This is a genomic window from Methyloceanibacter sp., assembly GCF_051306395.1.
Lineage (GTDB): Bacteria > Pseudomonadota > Alphaproteobacteria > Rhizobiales > Methyloligellaceae > Methyloceanibacter.
Window position 1 is genome coordinate 1 of record NZ_JBPPND010000270.1, and the last position, 16,208, is coordinate 16,208.

General features: G+C 64.4%; 19 protein-coding genes. 5 read left to right on the top strand and 14 right to left on the bottom strand.

Annotation, left to right across the window (positions count from 1 at the left end):
- The coding region (locus ACSLE4_RS14425; RefSeq protein ID WP_435905124.1) for a methyltransferase domain-containing protein at positions 1 to 457 on the top strand (457 nt) is incomplete at its 5' end.
- 20 nt (positions 458 to 477) lie between these two features.
- Here ACSLE4_RS14425 and ACSLE4_RS14430 read toward each other — a convergent pair.
- The 14 genes from ACSLE4_RS14430 to ACSLE4_RS14495 form a co-directional block, all read right to left on the bottom strand.
- The gene (locus ACSLE4_RS14430; protein WP_435905125.1) at positions 478 to 891 is read right to left on the bottom strand and encodes a hypothetical protein; all 414 of its coding nucleotides are present in this window, start codon (positions 889 to 891) and stop codon (positions 478 to 480) included.
- The gene (locus ACSLE4_RS14435; protein ID WP_435905126.1) at positions 806 to 1,621 is read right to left on the bottom strand and encodes a hypothetical protein; all 816 of its coding nucleotides are present in this window, start codon (positions 1,619 to 1,621) and stop codon (positions 806 to 808) included. The genes ACSLE4_RS14430 and ACSLE4_RS14435 overlap by 86 nt, the downstream gene beginning before the upstream one ends.
- A 97-nt stretch (positions 1,622 to 1,718) precedes the next feature.
- Positions 1,719 to 2,435 carry an SDR family NAD(P)-dependent oxidoreductase gene (locus ACSLE4_RS14440; RefSeq protein ID WP_435905127.1) on the bottom strand — a complete coding sequence of 239 codons (717 nt, stop codon included), beginning with the start codon at positions 2,433 to 2,435 and terminating at the stop codon, positions 1,719 to 1,721.
- Positions 2,432 to 3,913, bottom strand: coding sequence for an amidophosphoribosyltransferase (purF, locus tag ACSLE4_RS14445; protein ID WP_435905128.1), 1,482 nt, complete (start codon positions 3,911 to 3,913; stop codon positions 2,432 to 2,434). Before purF ends, ACSLE4_RS14440 begins: the two co-directional genes overlap by 4 nt.
- A 72-nt stretch (positions 3,914 to 3,985) precedes the next feature.
- Positions 3,986 to 4,543 (bottom strand): CvpA family protein, encoded by a 558-nt coding sequence (locus ACSLE4_RS14450; RefSeq protein ID WP_435905129.1) that lies wholly within the window; start codon positions 4,541 to 4,543, stop codon positions 3,986 to 3,988.
- Between the two features lie 122 nt (positions 4,544 to 4,665).
- Positions 4,666 to 6,048 (bottom strand): DNA repair protein RadA, encoded by a 1,383-nt coding sequence (gene radA, locus ACSLE4_RS14455; RefSeq protein WP_435905130.1) that lies wholly within the window; start codon positions 6,046 to 6,048, stop codon positions 4,666 to 4,668.
- A gap of 9 nt (positions 6,049 to 6,057) precedes the next feature.
- Positions 6,058 to 7,212, bottom strand: a complete 1,155-nt coding sequence (alr, locus tag ACSLE4_RS14460) for an alanine racemase (protein ID WP_435905131.1) — start codon at positions 7,210 to 7,212, stop codon at positions 6,058 to 6,060.
- Positions 7,209 to 8,693 (bottom strand): replicative DNA helicase, encoded by a 1,485-nt coding sequence (locus ACSLE4_RS14465; protein WP_435905132.1) that lies wholly within the window; start codon positions 8,691 to 8,693, stop codon positions 7,209 to 7,211. Before ACSLE4_RS14465 ends, alr begins: the two co-directional genes overlap by 4 nt.
- Positions 8,694 to 8,804: 111 nt before the next feature.
- Positions 8,805 to 10,064 carry a class I SAM-dependent methyltransferase gene (locus tag ACSLE4_RS14470; RefSeq protein ID WP_435905133.1) on the bottom strand — a complete coding sequence of 420 codons (1,260 nt, stop codon included), beginning with the start codon at positions 10,062 to 10,064 and terminating at the stop codon, positions 8,805 to 8,807.
- Positions 10,065 to 10,204: 140 nt separating this feature from the next.
- Positions 10,205 to 10,849: a 50S ribosomal protein L9 gene (rplI, locus tag ACSLE4_RS14475; RefSeq protein WP_435905134.1), complete on the bottom strand. Its 645-nt coding sequence runs from the start codon at positions 10,847 to 10,849 to the stop codon at positions 10,205 to 10,207.
- 22 nt (positions 10,850 to 10,871) lie between these two features.
- On the bottom strand, positions 10,872 to 11,840 hold the full coding sequence (locus ACSLE4_RS14480; protein ID WP_435905135.1) for a DUF2232 domain-containing protein: 969 nt from the start codon (positions 11,838 to 11,840) through the stop codon (positions 10,872 to 10,874).
- Positions 11,841 to 11,945: 105 nt separating this feature from the next.
- Complete coding sequence (gene rpsR / locus ACSLE4_RS14485; protein WP_045367299.1) at positions 11,946 to 12,191, bottom strand: 30S ribosomal protein S18; 246 nt, start codon at positions 12,189 to 12,191, stop codon at positions 11,946 to 11,948.
- A complete protein-coding gene (rpsF, locus tag ACSLE4_RS14490) occupies positions 12,188 to 12,694 on the bottom strand; it encodes a 30S ribosomal protein S6 (protein WP_435905136.1) in 507 nt (168 codons plus the stop codon). The genes rpsR and rpsF overlap by 4 nt, the downstream gene beginning before the upstream one ends.
- 232 nt (positions 12,695 to 12,926) lie before the next feature.
- A complete protein-coding gene (locus ACSLE4_RS14495; RefSeq protein WP_435905137.1) occupies positions 12,927 to 13,409 on the bottom strand; it encodes a hypothetical protein in 483 nt (160 codons plus the stop codon).
- Between the two features lie 201 nt (positions 13,410 to 13,610).
- Here ACSLE4_RS14495 and fabD point away from each other — a divergent pair, with 201 nt between their 5' ends.
- The 4 genes from fabD to ACSLE4_RS14515 form a co-directional block, all read left to right on the top strand.
- Positions 13,611 to 14,555, top strand: coding sequence for an ACP S-malonyltransferase (gene fabD / locus ACSLE4_RS14500; RefSeq protein ID WP_435905138.1), 945 nt, complete (start codon positions 13,611 to 13,613; stop codon positions 14,553 to 14,555).
- A 27-nt stretch (positions 14,556 to 14,582) separates the two neighbouring features.
- Positions 14,583 to 15,320: a 3-oxoacyl-[acyl-carrier-protein] reductase gene (gene fabG / locus ACSLE4_RS14505; protein ID WP_435905139.1), complete on the top strand. Its 738-nt coding sequence runs from the start codon at positions 14,583 to 14,585 to the stop codon at positions 15,318 to 15,320.
- 252 nt (positions 15,321 to 15,572) lie between these two features.
- Positions 15,573 to 15,812: an acyl carrier protein gene (locus ACSLE4_RS14510; protein ID WP_435905140.1), complete on the top strand. Its 240-nt coding sequence runs from the start codon at positions 15,573 to 15,575 to the stop codon at positions 15,810 to 15,812.
- 102 nt (positions 15,813 to 15,914) lie between these two features.
- Positions 15,915 to 16,208: beta-ketoacyl synthase N-terminal-like domain-containing protein (locus tag ACSLE4_RS14515; protein ID WP_435905141.1), on the top strand; the 294-nt coding region annotated here is incomplete at its 3' end.

The window sequence follows — 16,208 nt, forward strand, 5'->3', positions numbered from 1 at the left end:
GCGCGAGCTCCCCGAGCCCTTCGTGCCTTTCGGTATCGAGATTTCGCGGACGCTCGCCGCGCAAGCGCAAGACAATATGGGGCCGCGTGGCGGCAAGGCGATCCACGCCCCCGCGCTGGAGGGCATCCGACAGTTCGACAGCAATCACTTCACCGGCATCATGCTTCGCTCGTTCCTGGAGCACGAGGTCGAGCCCAAGGCCTTGTTGCAAGAGGCCTCGCGCGTGCTCGCCGATGATGGACGCATCTATGTGAGGGTGCCGAATTTCGGCAGCGTCAATCGCCGCGTGTCTGGCGCGCAATGGTGCGGGTTCCGCTACCCGGACCACGTGAACTACTTCACGACGCGGTCCTTAAGGACCATGGCAGACGATTGCGGTTTGTCGCTTCGCCTCATCAATCCGATGCTGTTCGTATTCAACGACAACATCAACGCCATGCTGGTGCGCAAGGCTTAGCGATTGCCGGTAAGGCCCGCCTAGAAGCCGAGGATCGAGGTCGGGACGGTGACCGAGACCTTTCCGCTGGCCGCGCCGGTGTCGGGGGTTGCGGTGCTCTCCGAATACCCTGCCGCCGCGCGGATGCTGTAGTTTTCGGGCTCGGCAAGCGTCACGCCGGCGCCAATCGTATTGAGCGCGTTGGGATCGGTAAGCCCGGTGCCGGACAGGTCCACGCTGGATTTGAAGAAGGCAAATGGCTCGATGCTGGCGTTGCCCGCCTCGAATCGGCGCTTCAACTCAGGTCCGACGCTCAGGCGTGTCACATCGACGGACGTTCCCGGTAGGTCGGCAAGAGCCGAGCTCGACTCATCGAGATAAGAGATTGCGCCGCTTTGGCTCAGCTGCCAGCCCTGCCATCCCCACTGTCCGGTGATCTTTGCCTCGCTCAGCATGCGATGGGTTGCGAAATCCCGCACGTTCATCGCCGACAATGGTGTTGTCCTCGCCCATGCCAAAGGCCGCCTTGGCATCGAATATGATATGCGGCGTGACCCGATAGGCAAGGTAGGGGCCGGTCATGTAAGCGGTGCCGGCGGCCGTGTCCGGTGTGGCGAGCGTCGTCTGGCTTGCTTCATCAACCTGCAGCATGCCGCCAATCAGGAGATCGTTGTTCGCGCGGTAGTCGGCGCCCATGAATGTGGTGAATGCGTCGCCTTCGCCGCTAAAATCTTCGCGGCGTCCTTTGGCCCAAACGTCGAATTTCGATGGAGCCGGCCTTACCGCCCGCGGCAGGGGCAACACCACGTCCGAAGCTTCGCTCACTTCCTTTAGCCTCGCCTGGTCGGCGGCCGACAAAGACGAGCTCCACTGGCTGAGGCTGGTTCGGAAATTGGTGTTGCTGCCGTCGGGCGTCATGTCGAACGGAATCGCGGCGCTGGTGCCCGGCGTGTTCAGCCGGTTGAAGCGCTCATCGGCGGGAGTCACCGCGAGAGTGCGGTTGACCCGGCGGCGCAAGAGGTCTTCGGCAAGGGCGGACCTGTCGGCGCAGGCGCCCGCACCAGTCTCGTCAGGACAGGCGTTCTCTGCCCGCGTGGTTTGCGGTAGTGCGAGTAAGAGTAGACCGGCGGCCACCGCCAGGGTGGGCGCACGATATTCGCCCGCCAAATTCACCATCGACTTCATTTGGATCTCTCCCTCGTTCCGTCCTGCGCCAAGGGCGGTTAACGGGGTGTAAAGCGCGCTCGCTCTTCGCGGCACCGCAATTCAAGTGACGAGAATGTCACCGATCCACGGCGAAAGTCTGGCAACTCGCTTCGGTTTCGGGGAGCGACAGGCCGAGGATGACCTTTGCCACCTCTCCAGGTGTTTGCAGCGTCTCCTGGTCCTCGCCGGGATAGGCCTCCGCGCGCATGGCCGTGGCAGTGGCGCCCGGATCGACGAGGTTCACCTTGACGGCGCTGTCGGCCGTCTCGTTGGCGTAGGTTTTGGCTAGGGCTTCGAGCGCCGCCTTGGAGACGGAGTAGGGCGCCCAATAGGCGCGGCCCTGAGATGCCACGCGCGAGGAGGTGACGAACACGACGCGGCCCGCGTCCGAACGGCGGAGCAGGGGATCGAGGGTGCGGATCAGGCGCCAGTTGGCGGTGAGATTGACTGCGAGCACGCGCTCCCAAGTCTCTGAGGAAATGTGGGTTAGCGGGCGCAATCCCCCGAGGATGCCGGCATTGCCGATGAGAATGTCGAGCCGCCCGAAGCGTTCATAAAGGGATGGCCCCAGGGCATCGATGGTCTTGCCGTCTTCCAGATCGAGGGGAATGAGCGAGGCCTTGCCGCCATCGGCCTTGATCTCGTCGTCGACGGCTTCGAGCGATTTTTGAGTCCGCGCCAGCAGCAGGACATGGGCGCCTTCGCGAGCGAAGAGGCGCGCGGTAGCCCGTCCGATGCCGCGCGAGGCGCCGGTGATGAGCGCGATACGATCTTTCAGTCGGGATTCGCTCAACCGACCTCGGCGAGGAAGGAAAGCTGCTTCTGGATGGGCGGGCCTTCCCGGTCGCGAAGCCTGGTCGGGTACTCGCCGGTGAAGCAGTGGTCGGTGAACTGAGGATGGTCGTCGTCGCGGCCGTCGAAGCCCATGGCCCGGTAGATACCGTCGACGGAAATGAAGGCCAGGGAATCGGCACCGATGAAGGCGCGCATCTCTTCCAGCGTGCGATTGGCGGCGAGCAGCTTGTCCTGCTCCGGCGTATCGATGCCGTAGAAGTCCGGATGGGCGATGGGCGGGCTCGAAATGCGCATATGCACTTCCTTGGCACCGGCTTCGCGCATCATCTGCACGATCTTGACGGAGGTGGTGCCGCGCACCACGCTGTCGTCGATAAGGACGATGCGTCTCCCCTTCACCTGAAGCTCGTTGGCGCTGTGCTTCAACTTGACGCCGAGCTGACGAATGCGCTGTTCGGGTTCGATGAAGGTCCGGCCCACATAGTGATTACGGATGATGCCGAACTCGAAGGGCAGGCCGGACTCTTGCGCATATCCGACCGCGGCTGGCACGCCGCTATCGGGAATAGGCACGACCATGTCGGCGTCGGCGGGCGCCTCGCGGGCCAGTTGCCGCCCCATCTCCTTGCGCACGTCGTAGACCGAGCGGCCGCCGATGATGGAATCGGGGCGGGCGAAATAGATGTACTCGAAGATGCAAAGCCGGGCCGGGTGCTTGGGCACGAAGCGGTGGCTCTCGATCCCTTCGCGGGTGCACACGACGACCTCGCCGTTCTCAACCTCGCGCACGAACTCCGCGCCGATGATGTCGAGCGCGCAAGTCTCCGAGGCCAGCACCCAGGACTCGCCGAGGCGTCCGAGGACGAGCGGGCGGATACCGTACGGGTCGCGCGCGCCAACCAGCTTTTTGTTGGTCATGCCGACGAAGGCGTAAGCGCCTTCGACCTGAAGCAGCGCCTCGATGAAGCGCTCGACGAATTGCGCCTTCTCGCTGCGGGCCACGAGGTGAAGGAGGACCTCGGTATCGGTGGTGGACTGGCAGATGGCGCCCTTCTTGATGAGGGATTCGCGCAATGTCAGCGCGTTGGTGAGGTTGCCGTTGTGGCAGAGGGAGAAGCCGCCGGATTCGAGATCGACGAAAAGCGGCTGCACGTTGCGCAGCACGGCGTCGCCGCATGTGGAGTAGCGCACATGGCCCACGGCCATGTCGCCCTTCAGGCGCTCGATCACCGGGCGGGAGGTGAAGTGGTCGCCGACCAGGCCCAGCCGGCGTTCGGTGTGGAAGTGCTCGCCGTCGAAGCTGACGATGCCGGCGGCCTCCTGGCCGCGATGCTGGAGCGCGTGCAGGCCGAGCGCGGTCAGGGCAGCGGCGTCGGGATGATTGAAAATCCCGAAGACGCCGCACTCCTCGTGCAGCCGGTCTTCCTCGAGCCAGCTCAAATCGGGGTCTTGGTCAGCCTGTTCGGTCACGGGCATGGGCCTCTCCTTATAAATAGGCGCCCTGGCAGGGGCTTCAATGCCACGCAACTCTTTACCTTACGCGCGCCCTTACGACGGCTGATCGGGGTCCGCCGGCGCGCCTTCCGGTCCCGGCACCGGCTGATCGTCTTCTTGGCCGGGGAGATACTCCTCGGGATGCATCGGCAGCAGGGACTCGATCGCCACCTGCGTGCGCTGAAGAATGGGATAGGAGCGCGCATTGCGGACCCAATCCGGCTGGTCTCTGGCAAGCGCGGTGAAGAGAATGAAGACGATGGCGACCAGCAAGAAGCCGCGCGCCAAGCCGAAAACGAAGCCGAGCGTGCGGTCGAGCGCGCCGACGCGGCTATCCAGCACCTTGTCGGAGATGCGGAATGTGATCAGGCTGACGATGATCAGGGTGATAATGAAAACGGCGGCGGCGAAGGCGATCTGAGCGATGCTCGGATTATCGATATAGGGCAGCAGAACTTCGTAATAGCGGGGCGTGAAATAAAGAGCCGCAACCGCGGCCATGGCCCAGGAGAAGATCGACAAGACTTCGCGGGTGAAGCCGCGCACCATCGCCAAGAAGCCCGAGATGAGCATGATGACGATCAAAATGATATCGAGCCAGGAGATTGGCATGTGTCACAAGGCTCCCTCGGGCAGACGGCCGCACGTTACCACGATTCCCCGCGATGAAGCATAAATGGCCCCGTCGGGCAATGACCGACGGGTAACACTCGGCGCATTGTCGCAGGCAAAATCTAGTCGGCCGGCAGCGCGAACCAGGCCACGAGCTCCTCAAGCTGGGAAACGGGGCCGAGCGCAATGCCCTCCACCGCGCGGTCCTCGGCGATGGATGCGGCCGGGACAACGGCGCGGCTAAAGCCCAATTTGGCGGCCTCCTTCAACCTCTGGTCCGTATGGCCCACGGCCCGCACCGCGCCCGTAAGGCTCACTTCACCGAAATAGACGGTATCGTCGGGCACCGAATGGCCGGTGAACGAGGACAGAAGCGCGGCGGCGGCTGCCAGATCGGCGGCCGGCTCGGTCAGGCGCAAGCCCCCGGCCACATTCAGATACACGTCGTGGCCGCCCAGACGCACGCCGCAGCGGGCCTCCAGCACGGCGAGCAGCATGGATAGGCGGTTCGGATCCCAGCCGACCACCGCGCGGCGCGGCGTGCCGAGCGTGCTTGGGGCGACCAACCCCTGCATTTCCACGAGAATCGGCCGCGTGCCTTCCATGCCGGCGAGTACGGCGGTGCCGGGGGAGCCACGGTCGGCATCGTTGAGGAAGAGGGCTGAGGGGTTCTCTACCTCTTTCAGCCCCTCGAGGCGCATCTCGAAAACGCCAATCTCGTCGGTGGGCCCGAAGCGGTTCTTGACCGCGCGCAGGATGCGGAATTGGTGGCCGCTCAGGCTCTCGAAATAGAGCACCGTATCGACCATGTGCTCGATCACCTTAGGTCCGGCGATCTGCCCGTCCTTGGTGACATGGCCGACCAGGATGAGGCTTGAGCCGCTCGCCTTGGTGTAGCTGATCAATGCGGCGGCGCAGCCGCGCAGCTGGGAGATCGTGCCGGGGGCCGATTCGATCCCTTCCGACCAAAGAGTCTGCACGGAATCGATGACGACGAGCGCCGGTGCGGGTCCGCTGCCGAGCGTGGCGATGATATTGGCGATGTTGGTCTCGGTGCCGAGCGCCACGGGGGCTTCGGCGATCCCTAAGCGTGCGGCGCGCATGCGTACCTGCGCTGGCGCTTCCTCGCCGGAGAGATAGACAACGCGGGCGCCGTCCTGGGCGAGTTCTGCCGCGCCTTGCAGCAGGAGCGTCGACTTGCCGATGCCGGGATCGCCGCCGACAAGCACCGCGGCGCCCGGGACCAAGCCGCCGCCCAGCACGCGGTCGAGTTCGGCGATGCCCGTCTTCATGCGCGGGGCGTCTTCGTTCTGGGCGCTCAGGGTCTCGAAGCTGGCGAGACGCCCTTTGCCGCCCTTGATGGCGACGAGGGCGGGTGAACTCGTCGGTGTGCCCGCTTCCTCGATCAGGGAGTTCCATTCCCCGCAGGCCGCGCACTTGCCGGACCAGCGGGGCGCGACCGCGCCGCAGGATTGGCAGATAAAGGCTTTGGATGTTTTGGCCATGGCTTCGCGCTATCCGCCCACATAGCGCCTTGTGGCGCGCTGGCCGAGGCTGGTCAGGACCTCGTAATCGATCGTGCCGGCATGCATCGCGAATTCGTGCGCGCTGACATTGGGCCCGAGCAGCTCGATCCAGGCGCCGCGCCGGGCCTCGGTTTCGGGCGCGTCTGTCACGTCCACCGTGATGAGATCCATCGAGACCCGGCCGAGGATCGGCACGGGATGCGGCCCGAGGCGAGCGACGAGACCTTCCTCGCCGTCCTTGGTGGAGAGGGCCCGGAACAAGCCGTCCGCGTAGCCCACGGAAACGACGGCGACGCGCGAGGGGCGCGTGAGAGTCCGCGTGGCGCCGTAACCGATCGTTTCGCCGGGCGCGATCTGGCGTATCTGCAAAATGCGGCCTTTGAGATGAACCACGGGGCGGAACGGGTTTTGCCCGCGCCGCTGCGGGTGGCCGCCATAAAGCGCAATGCCCGGCCGCACGAGGTCGTAGGCATAGTCTGAGCCCAACAGAATGCCGGCGGAGTTGGCGAGGCTCGCGGGCGCCTTGGGAAGCTTTGCCCGGAGCGTGTCGAACAGGCGGCGCTGAATGTCGTTCTTGCTATGGGCCGCGTCGTCGGCACAAGCCAGATGGCTCATCACCAGTGCCAGCGACAAGGCCGCCCAATGGGTGGCTTCAGGCGCTACGGTCTCGACCTCTGCGGAAGACAGTCCCAGCCGGTTCATGCCGCTGTCGATATGGACGGCGCACGGCAAGGTCTCGCCGGCGCGCGCGCAATATTCCGCCCACTCTTTGATTTCCTCGGCGCTGTTCAGCACCGGGCGAAGGCGCGCGGCGTGGAAAGTCTCCGCCGTTCCGGGCAGGAGGCCGCTGAAGACATAGACGACTGCCTCCGGCAGCAGCGCGCGCAACGCTTCCGCCTCGGTGAGTGTCGCCACGAAAAATGTGCGACAGCCGGCGCGCCACAGCGCGGGCGCGGCCCCCGCCATGCCAAGACCGTAGGCGTCGGCCTTGACCACCGCGGCGCATTCGGCCGGCTCCGCCAAGTCACACAACTGGCGATAGTTGGCTGCAAGGGCGTCGAGATCGATGGTGAGAATGGCGGTCGCTTCCGCTCTCACCTCTGCTTCGTCGGAGTTCGTGCCGCGCTGAGGCGCGGGGTTCACTCCATGCGCTCCGGCAGCCGTTCCGACGCGGCCAGATTGGAGAACCGGGTGAATTCCGGAGTGAACTGGAGTGTCACCGTCCCGGTCGGGCCGTGGCGTTGCTTGCCGATGATCACGTCGGCCTTTCCGGTGACCGCTTCCATGTCCTGTTGCCACTGCCGGTGCTCTTCGGTGTTCTCGCGGGGTTGGCTGCGCTCAAGGTAATATTCCTCGCGGAACACGAACATTACCACATCGGCATCCTGCTCGATGGAACCGGATTCACGCAAATCCGCCAGTTGCGGCCGCTTGTCCTCCCGTTGTTCCACCTGACGGGAGAGCTGGGAGAGCGCCAGGATGGGCACGTGAAGCTCCTTGGCAAGTGCCTTCAGTCCGGTAGTGATCTCCGAGACTTCCTGCACGCGGCCTTCCTGGGCCCGCCGGGAGGAGCCGGATAGCAGTTGGAGATAGTCGACCACGACGAAGCCGAGCCCCCGCTGGCGCTTCAGCCTGCGGGCGCGAGCGGCAAGCTGGGCCACGGTGATGCCGCCGGTCTGGTCGATGAACAGCGGCAGGTTCTGGAGCTCTTGGGAGACTTCGACGATGCGGTCGAACTCGTCGGAGTCGATGCGGCCGCGGCGGATGCGCTCGGAGGGGATCTGCGACTGCTCCGAGATGATGCGCGTGGCGAGCTGCTCGGCCGACATTTCGAGCGAGAAAAAGCCGACCACCGCACCGTCGGGCGGCGTGTCGCCATCGCGGCTCGCGGCGTAGGCCTTGGCCACGTGATAGGCGATGTTGGTGGCAAGCGCCGTCTTACCCATTGAGGGGCGGCCGGCGATGATGATGAGGTCGGAGGCCTGCAAGCCGCCCATGCGCTGGTCGAGATCCACGAAGCTGGTGGCGATGCCGGACAAGCCGCCGTCGCGCCGGTAGGCGTTGGCCGCCATGTCGATCGCGTCGGTGAGGGCCGCGGAGAAGGGCTCGAAGCCCGCGCCATATTTTCCGGTCTCCGCCAGTTCGTAGAGCTGCTGCTCGGCGCCTTCGATCTGGGCGGCGGGCGGCGCGTCGATTGGCGAATCGTAGGCCGTGGTGACCATCTCCTCGCCGATCTCGATGAGCTGGCGGCGCACCGCGAGGTCGTAGACCGTGCGGCCGTAATCCTCGGCGTTGATGATGGTTGTGGCGTTGGCTGCGAGCCGCCCGAGATATTGCGGCACGGTCAGGTCGGCCACGGGCTCGTCGGCCTGGAAGAAGGTCTTCAGGGTAATGGGCGTGGCGCGCTTGCCGCCCATGATGAGCTTCGCCGCGGTCTCGAAGATGCGTCCGTGCAGCGGGTCGAAGAAGTGACCGGGCTTCAGGAAGTTCGAGACACGGTCGAGCGCCTCGTTGTTGACGAGAATGGCGCCAAGCAGGGCCTGCTCCGCCTCGAGATTGTGCGGGGCTTCGCGGAAAACCGGCGTTTCGGGCGTCGGACGGGGGAGGGTTAGGGCGTTGCTCATCGCCTGGAGACTAGGTGATTCGGAGCGTTGGCCAACAGGCGAAGGGCGTGCGTGACAGTTTCATTACCGCTGTGCACAGCTGCGGCGCAGCAAGCCGGCATTGTCGGGAGCCTATCGGCTCGACCGGCGCTTGCGTGCCGTACCCGGATGGCGGTCGCGGGCCCGGAGCTCCCGTTCGGCATCGAACATATAGTCGCGGGTCAGCGGCAGCACGGCCAGATCCTTGGTCAGCTGAATCTGGAAGACCATGAGGTTCTGATAGCGGAAGGCCGTTTCGGAGCCCGCCAAATACATCTCCCACATGCGGCAGAAGGGTTCTCCGAACTTCTCCGCCGCCGTGTGCCAGGAGGCGCGGAAGCGCTGTCGCCAATGGCGCAAGGTCATGGCGTAGTGGAGCCGCAAGATTTCGAGGTCCGTGGCGAGCAGACCCGCGCGTTCGACCGCCGGTAGCACCTCGCTCAAGGCCGGGATGTAGCCGCCGGGGAAGATGTACTTCGCGATGAAAGGATTGGTGGCTGCGGGGCCGTCGAACCGGCCGATGGAATGAATCACGGCCACCCCGTCATCGGTAAGCAGCCGGTTCACTTGCTGGAAGAAGCTGCGGTAGTGGGCCGCGCCCACGTGCTCGAACATGCCGACCGAGACGATGCGGTCGAACTTGCCTTCCAGGTTGCGATAATCGCAAAGCTCGAAATCGACCGCTTTCGAGAGCCCTTCAGCGTTGGCGCGCTGGCGGGCGATCTTGAGTTGCTCCTCGCTCAAGGTGATGCCGGTCACGTCCACATGGGAGGTCTTGGCCAAAAAAAGCGCGAGGCCCCCCCAGCCGGAGCCGATATCGAGCACCCGCATCCCGTCGGAGAGATCGAGCTTGGCCGCGAGATGGCGCTTCTTCGCCTCCTGGGCTTCCTCCAGCGTCATGCCCTCATCCTCGAAATAGGCGCAGGAATATTGGCGGTCCGGATCGAGGAAGAGGTCGTAGAGCGAGCCATCGATGTCGTAATGATGCGCGACGTTCCGGCGTGCGCGGCCGACGGGATTATAGTGCCGCAAGCGCCGGGTGACGTAGGCGAGGGTATCGACCAGCCGAAGCCAGTGCGGCCAGCGCTGCGGGGGGACATTGGTCAGCAAGAGTTCGAGAAAATCGTAGAGCGTGCCTTGCTCGAAGACGAGCCGCCCCTCCATATAGGCCTCGCCAATGGCAAGGGGCGCGTTCAGAGCGAGTTGCCGCTCGGTCCGTTTGTCGCCGATACGGGCGATGACCGGGGCGCCGGTATGATCGCCAAACTCGCAAGCGCGCCCACCGGCATCGATCATCCTGAGATGACCGGTCGTCACGGTCCGCTCTAGAAAGTAGCTGAGCGGGCGAAACATCTAGGCCGCACGCCGGATCATAGCTTCGGGCTTCCTCTATTCGCCGAAGTTGAGCCTGAAGCACTTTAGGTACAGGAGGCAGGCGAGACAACAACCTGCCTCCGCTGTTCATTAAAGTTTTCTGTCGCGAAACGTCACGCTTACGAAGACTTTTCCGTGTCTTCCGCGTCCTCTGCCGTCTCTTCAGTCGTTGCCATGCTTTCCGCGAGCTCTTCTTCCTCAGGTGCGGAGCCTTCCTCGAACAGGCCTTCGGCCGCCAGGCGGGCTTCTTCGGCTTCCTCCTCCTCCTCGGTCAGCTCCTGGGTGACGTCCTCGCCCCGAGCCTGGCGGGCGGCTTCGTCGTCGGTGCGGGCGACGTTGACGAGCACGTGCGGCAACACCTCGCCGTGGAGCGCCACGCGCACCTCGTGCAGGCCGAGCATCTTGATCGGCCTGTCGAGCTGCACTTGGCGGCGCTCGATGGAGAAGCCGCCCTCCGTCACCGCCGTGGCGATGTCGCGCGTGGAGACGGAGCCGTAAAGCTGGCCGTTGTCGCCGGCCTGCCGAATGACGATGAAGCTCTGGCCGTCGAGCTTCTTGGCCACCCCTTCGGCCTCGCCCTTGCGCTCCAGATCGCGTGCTTCGAGCTGGGCGCGCTCGCTCTCGAAATGCTTGCGATTGGCCTCGGTGGCGCGGAGCGCCTTGCCATGGGGCAGAAGGAAATTGCGGGCGAAGCCGTCCTTGACCGTGACGACGTCGCCGATTTGTCCGAGGCGCCCTAGGCGCTCGAGCAGAATGACTTGCATGGCTTTCGTACTCCTATCTTTGTCAGTCGTTTGCGTCGTTGTCCGGTGGGCTGTGGGCGCTGCGCGCGCGCAGACCGAATAAAGGTTCAGCCAGGCCGAGGATGGCCACGATGATGGCCAGCCAGCCCAGAAGCAGAATTCCGAGATAGACCACCGCCAGCAGAAGGGGGCGGAAGGGGACGCCGCGACTATAGACGTGGATCACCGCCAGGCCTTGAAGCACGTAGGCGAACAGCATCGCGCCGGCGAGGCCGGTGGCGATCAGACCGATCACGCCGGGAACGAACGAGGCGACGAGCGCGCCGGCGAACACGGCAACGAACACGTTGGGCACTTCGAGCCCGTGCAAATCGGGCCAGGGGCGCAAGGCCCGGCCCGAGGCGGCGACGATGTAGCCGGCGAGCCAGAGATTGAAGAGCATGACGGTCAGCCAGAGGACGGCGAAAGCCGCGGGCAATGCTTTGGCGAGAACCGTCTTCAGATTCTCGACCATCTCCGGGGTGAACACGGAATCGTCCGGATCCAGCGCCTTCAAGAGGTGCGGCAGCATTTCGGCGATGGAGGCGCGATAGCTCTCCGCGTCGGGGCCGAGGAGGAGCACCATCAGCCCGGCCAAGGCGCCTGCCATCAGCGCCGCCGCGCCCACGAGCCAGCCGGCCGGGTACCATTCGAGCGCCCCGCTCTTTTCGCCCTCCGGTCCGGCGGCGGGCCGTGCCTGCAGGAGGAGATGAACGAGGACGGCGGCCGGGGCGGCGATTGTCAGGGCATAGACCAGCGCCGCGACGGGGCCCAAGGCCAAGGCCATGACCACGGTTGCGGCCAGGCCTCCGATGAGAATAGAGGAGCGCCCCCAGCCGAGGCCGGCAAGGCACAGCGGCAGAGCACACAGATAGAGAAGGAAGCTGGCGAGCGCGGCCGAGACGGCTGCCGATGCGAACAGCGCCGCTGAAACCAGGCCCGCGCCTGCGCCTATGAGAAGATGTGTCGACATCGGTTTCGCTGTCCCGCCTCCTTGAGGAGCGGTTAGAGGAGGGCCCGAAGGCCCGCCCCAACTTCAATCAGGTCTGTTACGGGCCTTTGGGCCCGGGCCGCGTGCCTACTGGATAAGGTAAGGCAAGAGACCGAGGAACCGCGCGCGCTTGATGGCGCGGGCGAGCTCGCGCTGCTTCTTGGCGGACACCGCCGTGATCCGGCTCGGCACCATCTTGCCGCGCTCGGACACGTAGCGCTGAAGCAGCTTCACATCCTTGTAATCGATCTTCGGCGCCTTATCGCCGGAGAACGGGCAAGTCTTGCGCCGGCGGTAAAACGGGCGGCGCGCTTGAATCGTGGTCGTGCTCATTCGGATTGCTCCCCGCCACCGGCGTTGTCTTTGGCTTCGGCGGTCTCGGCGCGCGGCTCGCGAGGCGCATGATCACGGTCGCGGCGTGGACCCCGGCGCTCACCACGGTCTCCGCGGTCACCACGATCGCCGCGGTCACCACGGTCGCCGCGGTCACCACGGCCGTCGCGATCGTCGCGGTCGGAGCGGCGCATCATCGCGGACGGACCGTCTTCATGCTCGTCCACCCTGATGGTGAGAAAGCGGATGACATCGGTGGACAGCCCCATCTGACGCTCCATCTCGGCGACCGCCTCATGCGGCGCGTCGATGTTCATCAGGGTGTAGTGCGCTTTCCGGTTCTTCTTGATGCGATAGGTGAGGGACTTGAGCCCCCAATACTCGGTCTTGCCGACCTTGCCGCCGTTCTCTTCGATCAGAGAGCGGAAGGTCTGCTGCAGACCTTCGGCCTGCTGGGCCGAAATGTCCTGGCGTGCCAGGAACACATGCTCGTAGAGAGACATGGGACGCCTTTCCTTCTTCTTTTGCTCCGGCGCGAAGCCTCACATGGGCGCTTTGGAAGGAAAGGCCCAAGAATGCTCTTGAGAGCGAAAGCCCTTGAGAGCGGAGACACGGGAGGGCGGCCCTTCGGCCTGCCGCCTATCGAGCGGTCCTCCGTTCAGCCTCCGACCGGAGCGGTTACGGTAGCGCGCTTTATAGTGGGTCGCGCGAGGTTTGCAAGCGGAAGCGCGGGCCTTAAGGGGCCTGCTGGGAGCCCGGGTTCATGGTGCAGGCGACTTCGGTTTTGTCCTTGAGCGAGAAGGCCTTGCACGTCTCCTTGGCATAGACTTCGACGACGGCTACGGCGCCGAGCGGCGCATCGGGATAGGCCACATCGATTGTTACGGGCGTGAGGGCCTGGGCGGCCGCCTCTTGAGGGCGCCGCCCCCGAACGTCGAAGGCAAAGACCCCATCGGTCTGGCTGCCGATCCTTGGGGTCAATTTTACCTCTGAAAATCCGGTGGTTGGAGCCTGAGCCTCAACCGAAATCCCCAAAGTGGGGGTCTTCAGCTCGGTGATGGCGACTTTGAGCGTATCGACCCTAGTCAGGAGTGCCAGCGCAGGGTCGACAGGCGCCTTGTCGTTCCAGGGCCAAGTCTGCGTTTCGGCCGCAGAGGCCATACTGGCGAATGCCGTGACGCAGCCGATCAGGACGCCATAGGCGAGGGGACTTTTCATGGGGGGAACTCCGCTTGGCGGCTGTGTGGATTCGTTATCCAAACGTGTTTCTAGCACTTACGGTTGCAGTCCGTGGCTTTGTTTTTGGTTCGCCCAGGCGTGACGTTTATGGCGCTGGGCCGCGCGCCCCCTCGGCTTGACAGGCCAGATTGAAACAGTGTCTTTGGCGCCTTCCGTTCAACGCCAAACGTTTCCCTTCATATGAGCATTGCTTTTATCTTTCCCGGTCAAGGAAGCCAAGCCGTCGGCATGGGCGCCGAACTGGCCAAGGCCTACCCGGCCGCGCAAGCCGTTTTTTCCGAGGTAGACGAGGCCCTTGGGCAGAACCTCTCACAGCTGATGTGGGAGGGGCCGGAGGCCGATCTGACGCTCACCGAGAACGCCCAGCCCGCTCTGATGGCGGTGTCGTTGGCGGCCATGCGGGTGCTCGCCGAAACCAAGGGCTTGGCGCTTGAGAGCAAGACCTCCTTTGTGGCCGGCCATTCGCTCGGCGAATATTCGGCGTTGGCCGCGGCCGGGGCCCTAAGCTTGGCAGACACGGCGCGGCTCTTGAAAACCCGGGGCCGGGCCATGCAGGAGGCGGTGCCGGTCGGCGAGGGCGCCATGGCCGCCTTGCTCGGCGCCGATCTTGCGCAACCCAAAGAGCTCGCCATGGCGGCGAGCGACGGCGAGGTCTGCGAGGCCGCGAACGACAACGCGCCGGGTCAGGTGGTGATTTCGGGTCAGCGGACGGCGATCGAACGTGCGGTGAAGCTTGCGCCGGACTACGGCGCGCGCCGCGCCGTGCTGTTGCCGGTGAGCGCGCCCTTCCATTGTGCCTTGATGCAACCGGCCGCGGACGTGATGCGCGAGGCGCTGGCGGGCGTCGAGATCAAGGCGCCGGTGGTGCCGCTTGTCGCTAACGTGCTTGCCGAGCCGATCTCGGATCCCGAGGCGATCAGAACCCGTCTCGTGGAGCAGGTCACCGGCATGGTGCGCTGGCGCGAGACCATGCTTTATCTTACCGGCAACGGCGTGGACACGGTCTACGAGGTGGGCGCGGGCCGTGTGCTCACCGGTATCGCCCGGCGCTTCGACGGCATCGAGTCTAAGAGCGTGGGTACGCCCGACGAGTTGGAAGCCGCGGCCGCCGCGCTGGCCGGTTAGCGGCGCGCTCGAACAAGGAGAGTTAGAATGTTCGACCTCAAGGGAAAGAACGCCCTCGTCACCGGCGCCAGTGGCGGCATTGGCGGCGCCATCGCCAGGGCTCTGCACGGCCAGGGCGCGACGGTGGCGATCTCCGGCACCAATGCGGAAAAGCTGGAAGCTCTGTCGTCGGAACTCGGCGAGCGGGTCTTCGTGCTGCCGTGCGATCTGCGGGACCGGCCTGCGGTCGCGCAGCTTGCGGACACCGCCGAGAAGACGCTCGGGCAGGTCGACATCCTCGTGAACAATGCGGGCATCACCCACGACAACCTGTTCATGCGCATGAAGGACGAGGAGTGGGACGACGTCATCGCCGTCAATCTCACCTCGGTCTTCACGCTGACGCGCGGCATCTTGCGCGGCATGATGCGCCGGCGTGCCGGGCGCATCGTCAATATCTCTTCGATCTCCGGTGTGTTCGGCAATCCGGGGCAGGGCAATTACGCCGCGTCCAAGGCGGGGCTCGTGGGCATGACCAAGTCGCTCGCCCGGGAAGTGGCCTCTCGGGGCATCACGGCGAACTGCATCTCGCCCGGCTTTATCTCGACGCCCATGACCGATGCCTTGACGGAGAAGCAAACCGAGGCTATTGCCGCCGCCATCCCGGCGCAAAGCTTCGGTCAGCCCGAAGACATCGCCGCCGCGGTGGTTTTTTTCGCAAGCGACGAAGCGTCCTATGTCACGGGCGAGACGATGCACGTGAACGGCGGCATGATAATGGTCTAAGTGCTTGTAGGACAAAGGGTTGGTAGGCCGGCTTGAGAGCTTTTGGCAAGCCGATTTACCAGGTAAGGGCTTCTGGCAAAGTCACATATAGTATGCTACCCAAACGGCCGTTTTGTGGGGGCTTGACAAAGTACAATCCCGCCGCGATCAACCCTCCTAACTTACCGCTCGGGGGTGTGTTAGGCCATGAGCCGCAAGCTCGGGGGTACATGAGGCCTGTGGAACTGACAGCTAAGGGACGGTGAGGAGGACATGAGCGATATCTCGGAGCGCGTGAAGAAGATCGTGGTGGAGCATCTCGGTGTTGAGGCCGACAAGGTCACCGAGAATGCAAGCTTCATCGACGATCTTGGGGCTGACAGCCTCGACACTGTCGAGCTGGTGATGGCGTTCGAGGAGGAGTTCGGATGCGAGATTCCGGACGACGCCGCCGAAACGATTCTCACCGTCGGCGACGACATCAAGTTCTTGGACAAGAACACGGCGGCTTGACCCGATAACCGCGCGGACGCCCCAAGGCGTCCGCACGGTGCAACTACGTAGCCCCTAACGGCTAGACAACCGATCTTTCTTCAAAGGTCACGCGAAGGCGCGATGCGACGTGTCGTCATTACAGGTCTGGGTCTCGTTTCGCCTCTTGGCTCGGGCCACGAGCACGCCTGGAAGCGCCTGACCTCTGGCGAGAACGCGGCAAAGCGGATCGAAGAGTTCGAAGTCTCCGATCTATCCTGTAAGGTCGCCTGTCAGGTTCCGCGCGGCGACGGCACCGAAGGGACGTTCAATCCCAATGATTGGATGGAGCCGAAGGAACAGCGCAAGGTCGACGACTTTATAATCTATGCCATGGGCGCCGCGACCCAGGCGCTGACGGACGCGGGCTGGAAGCCA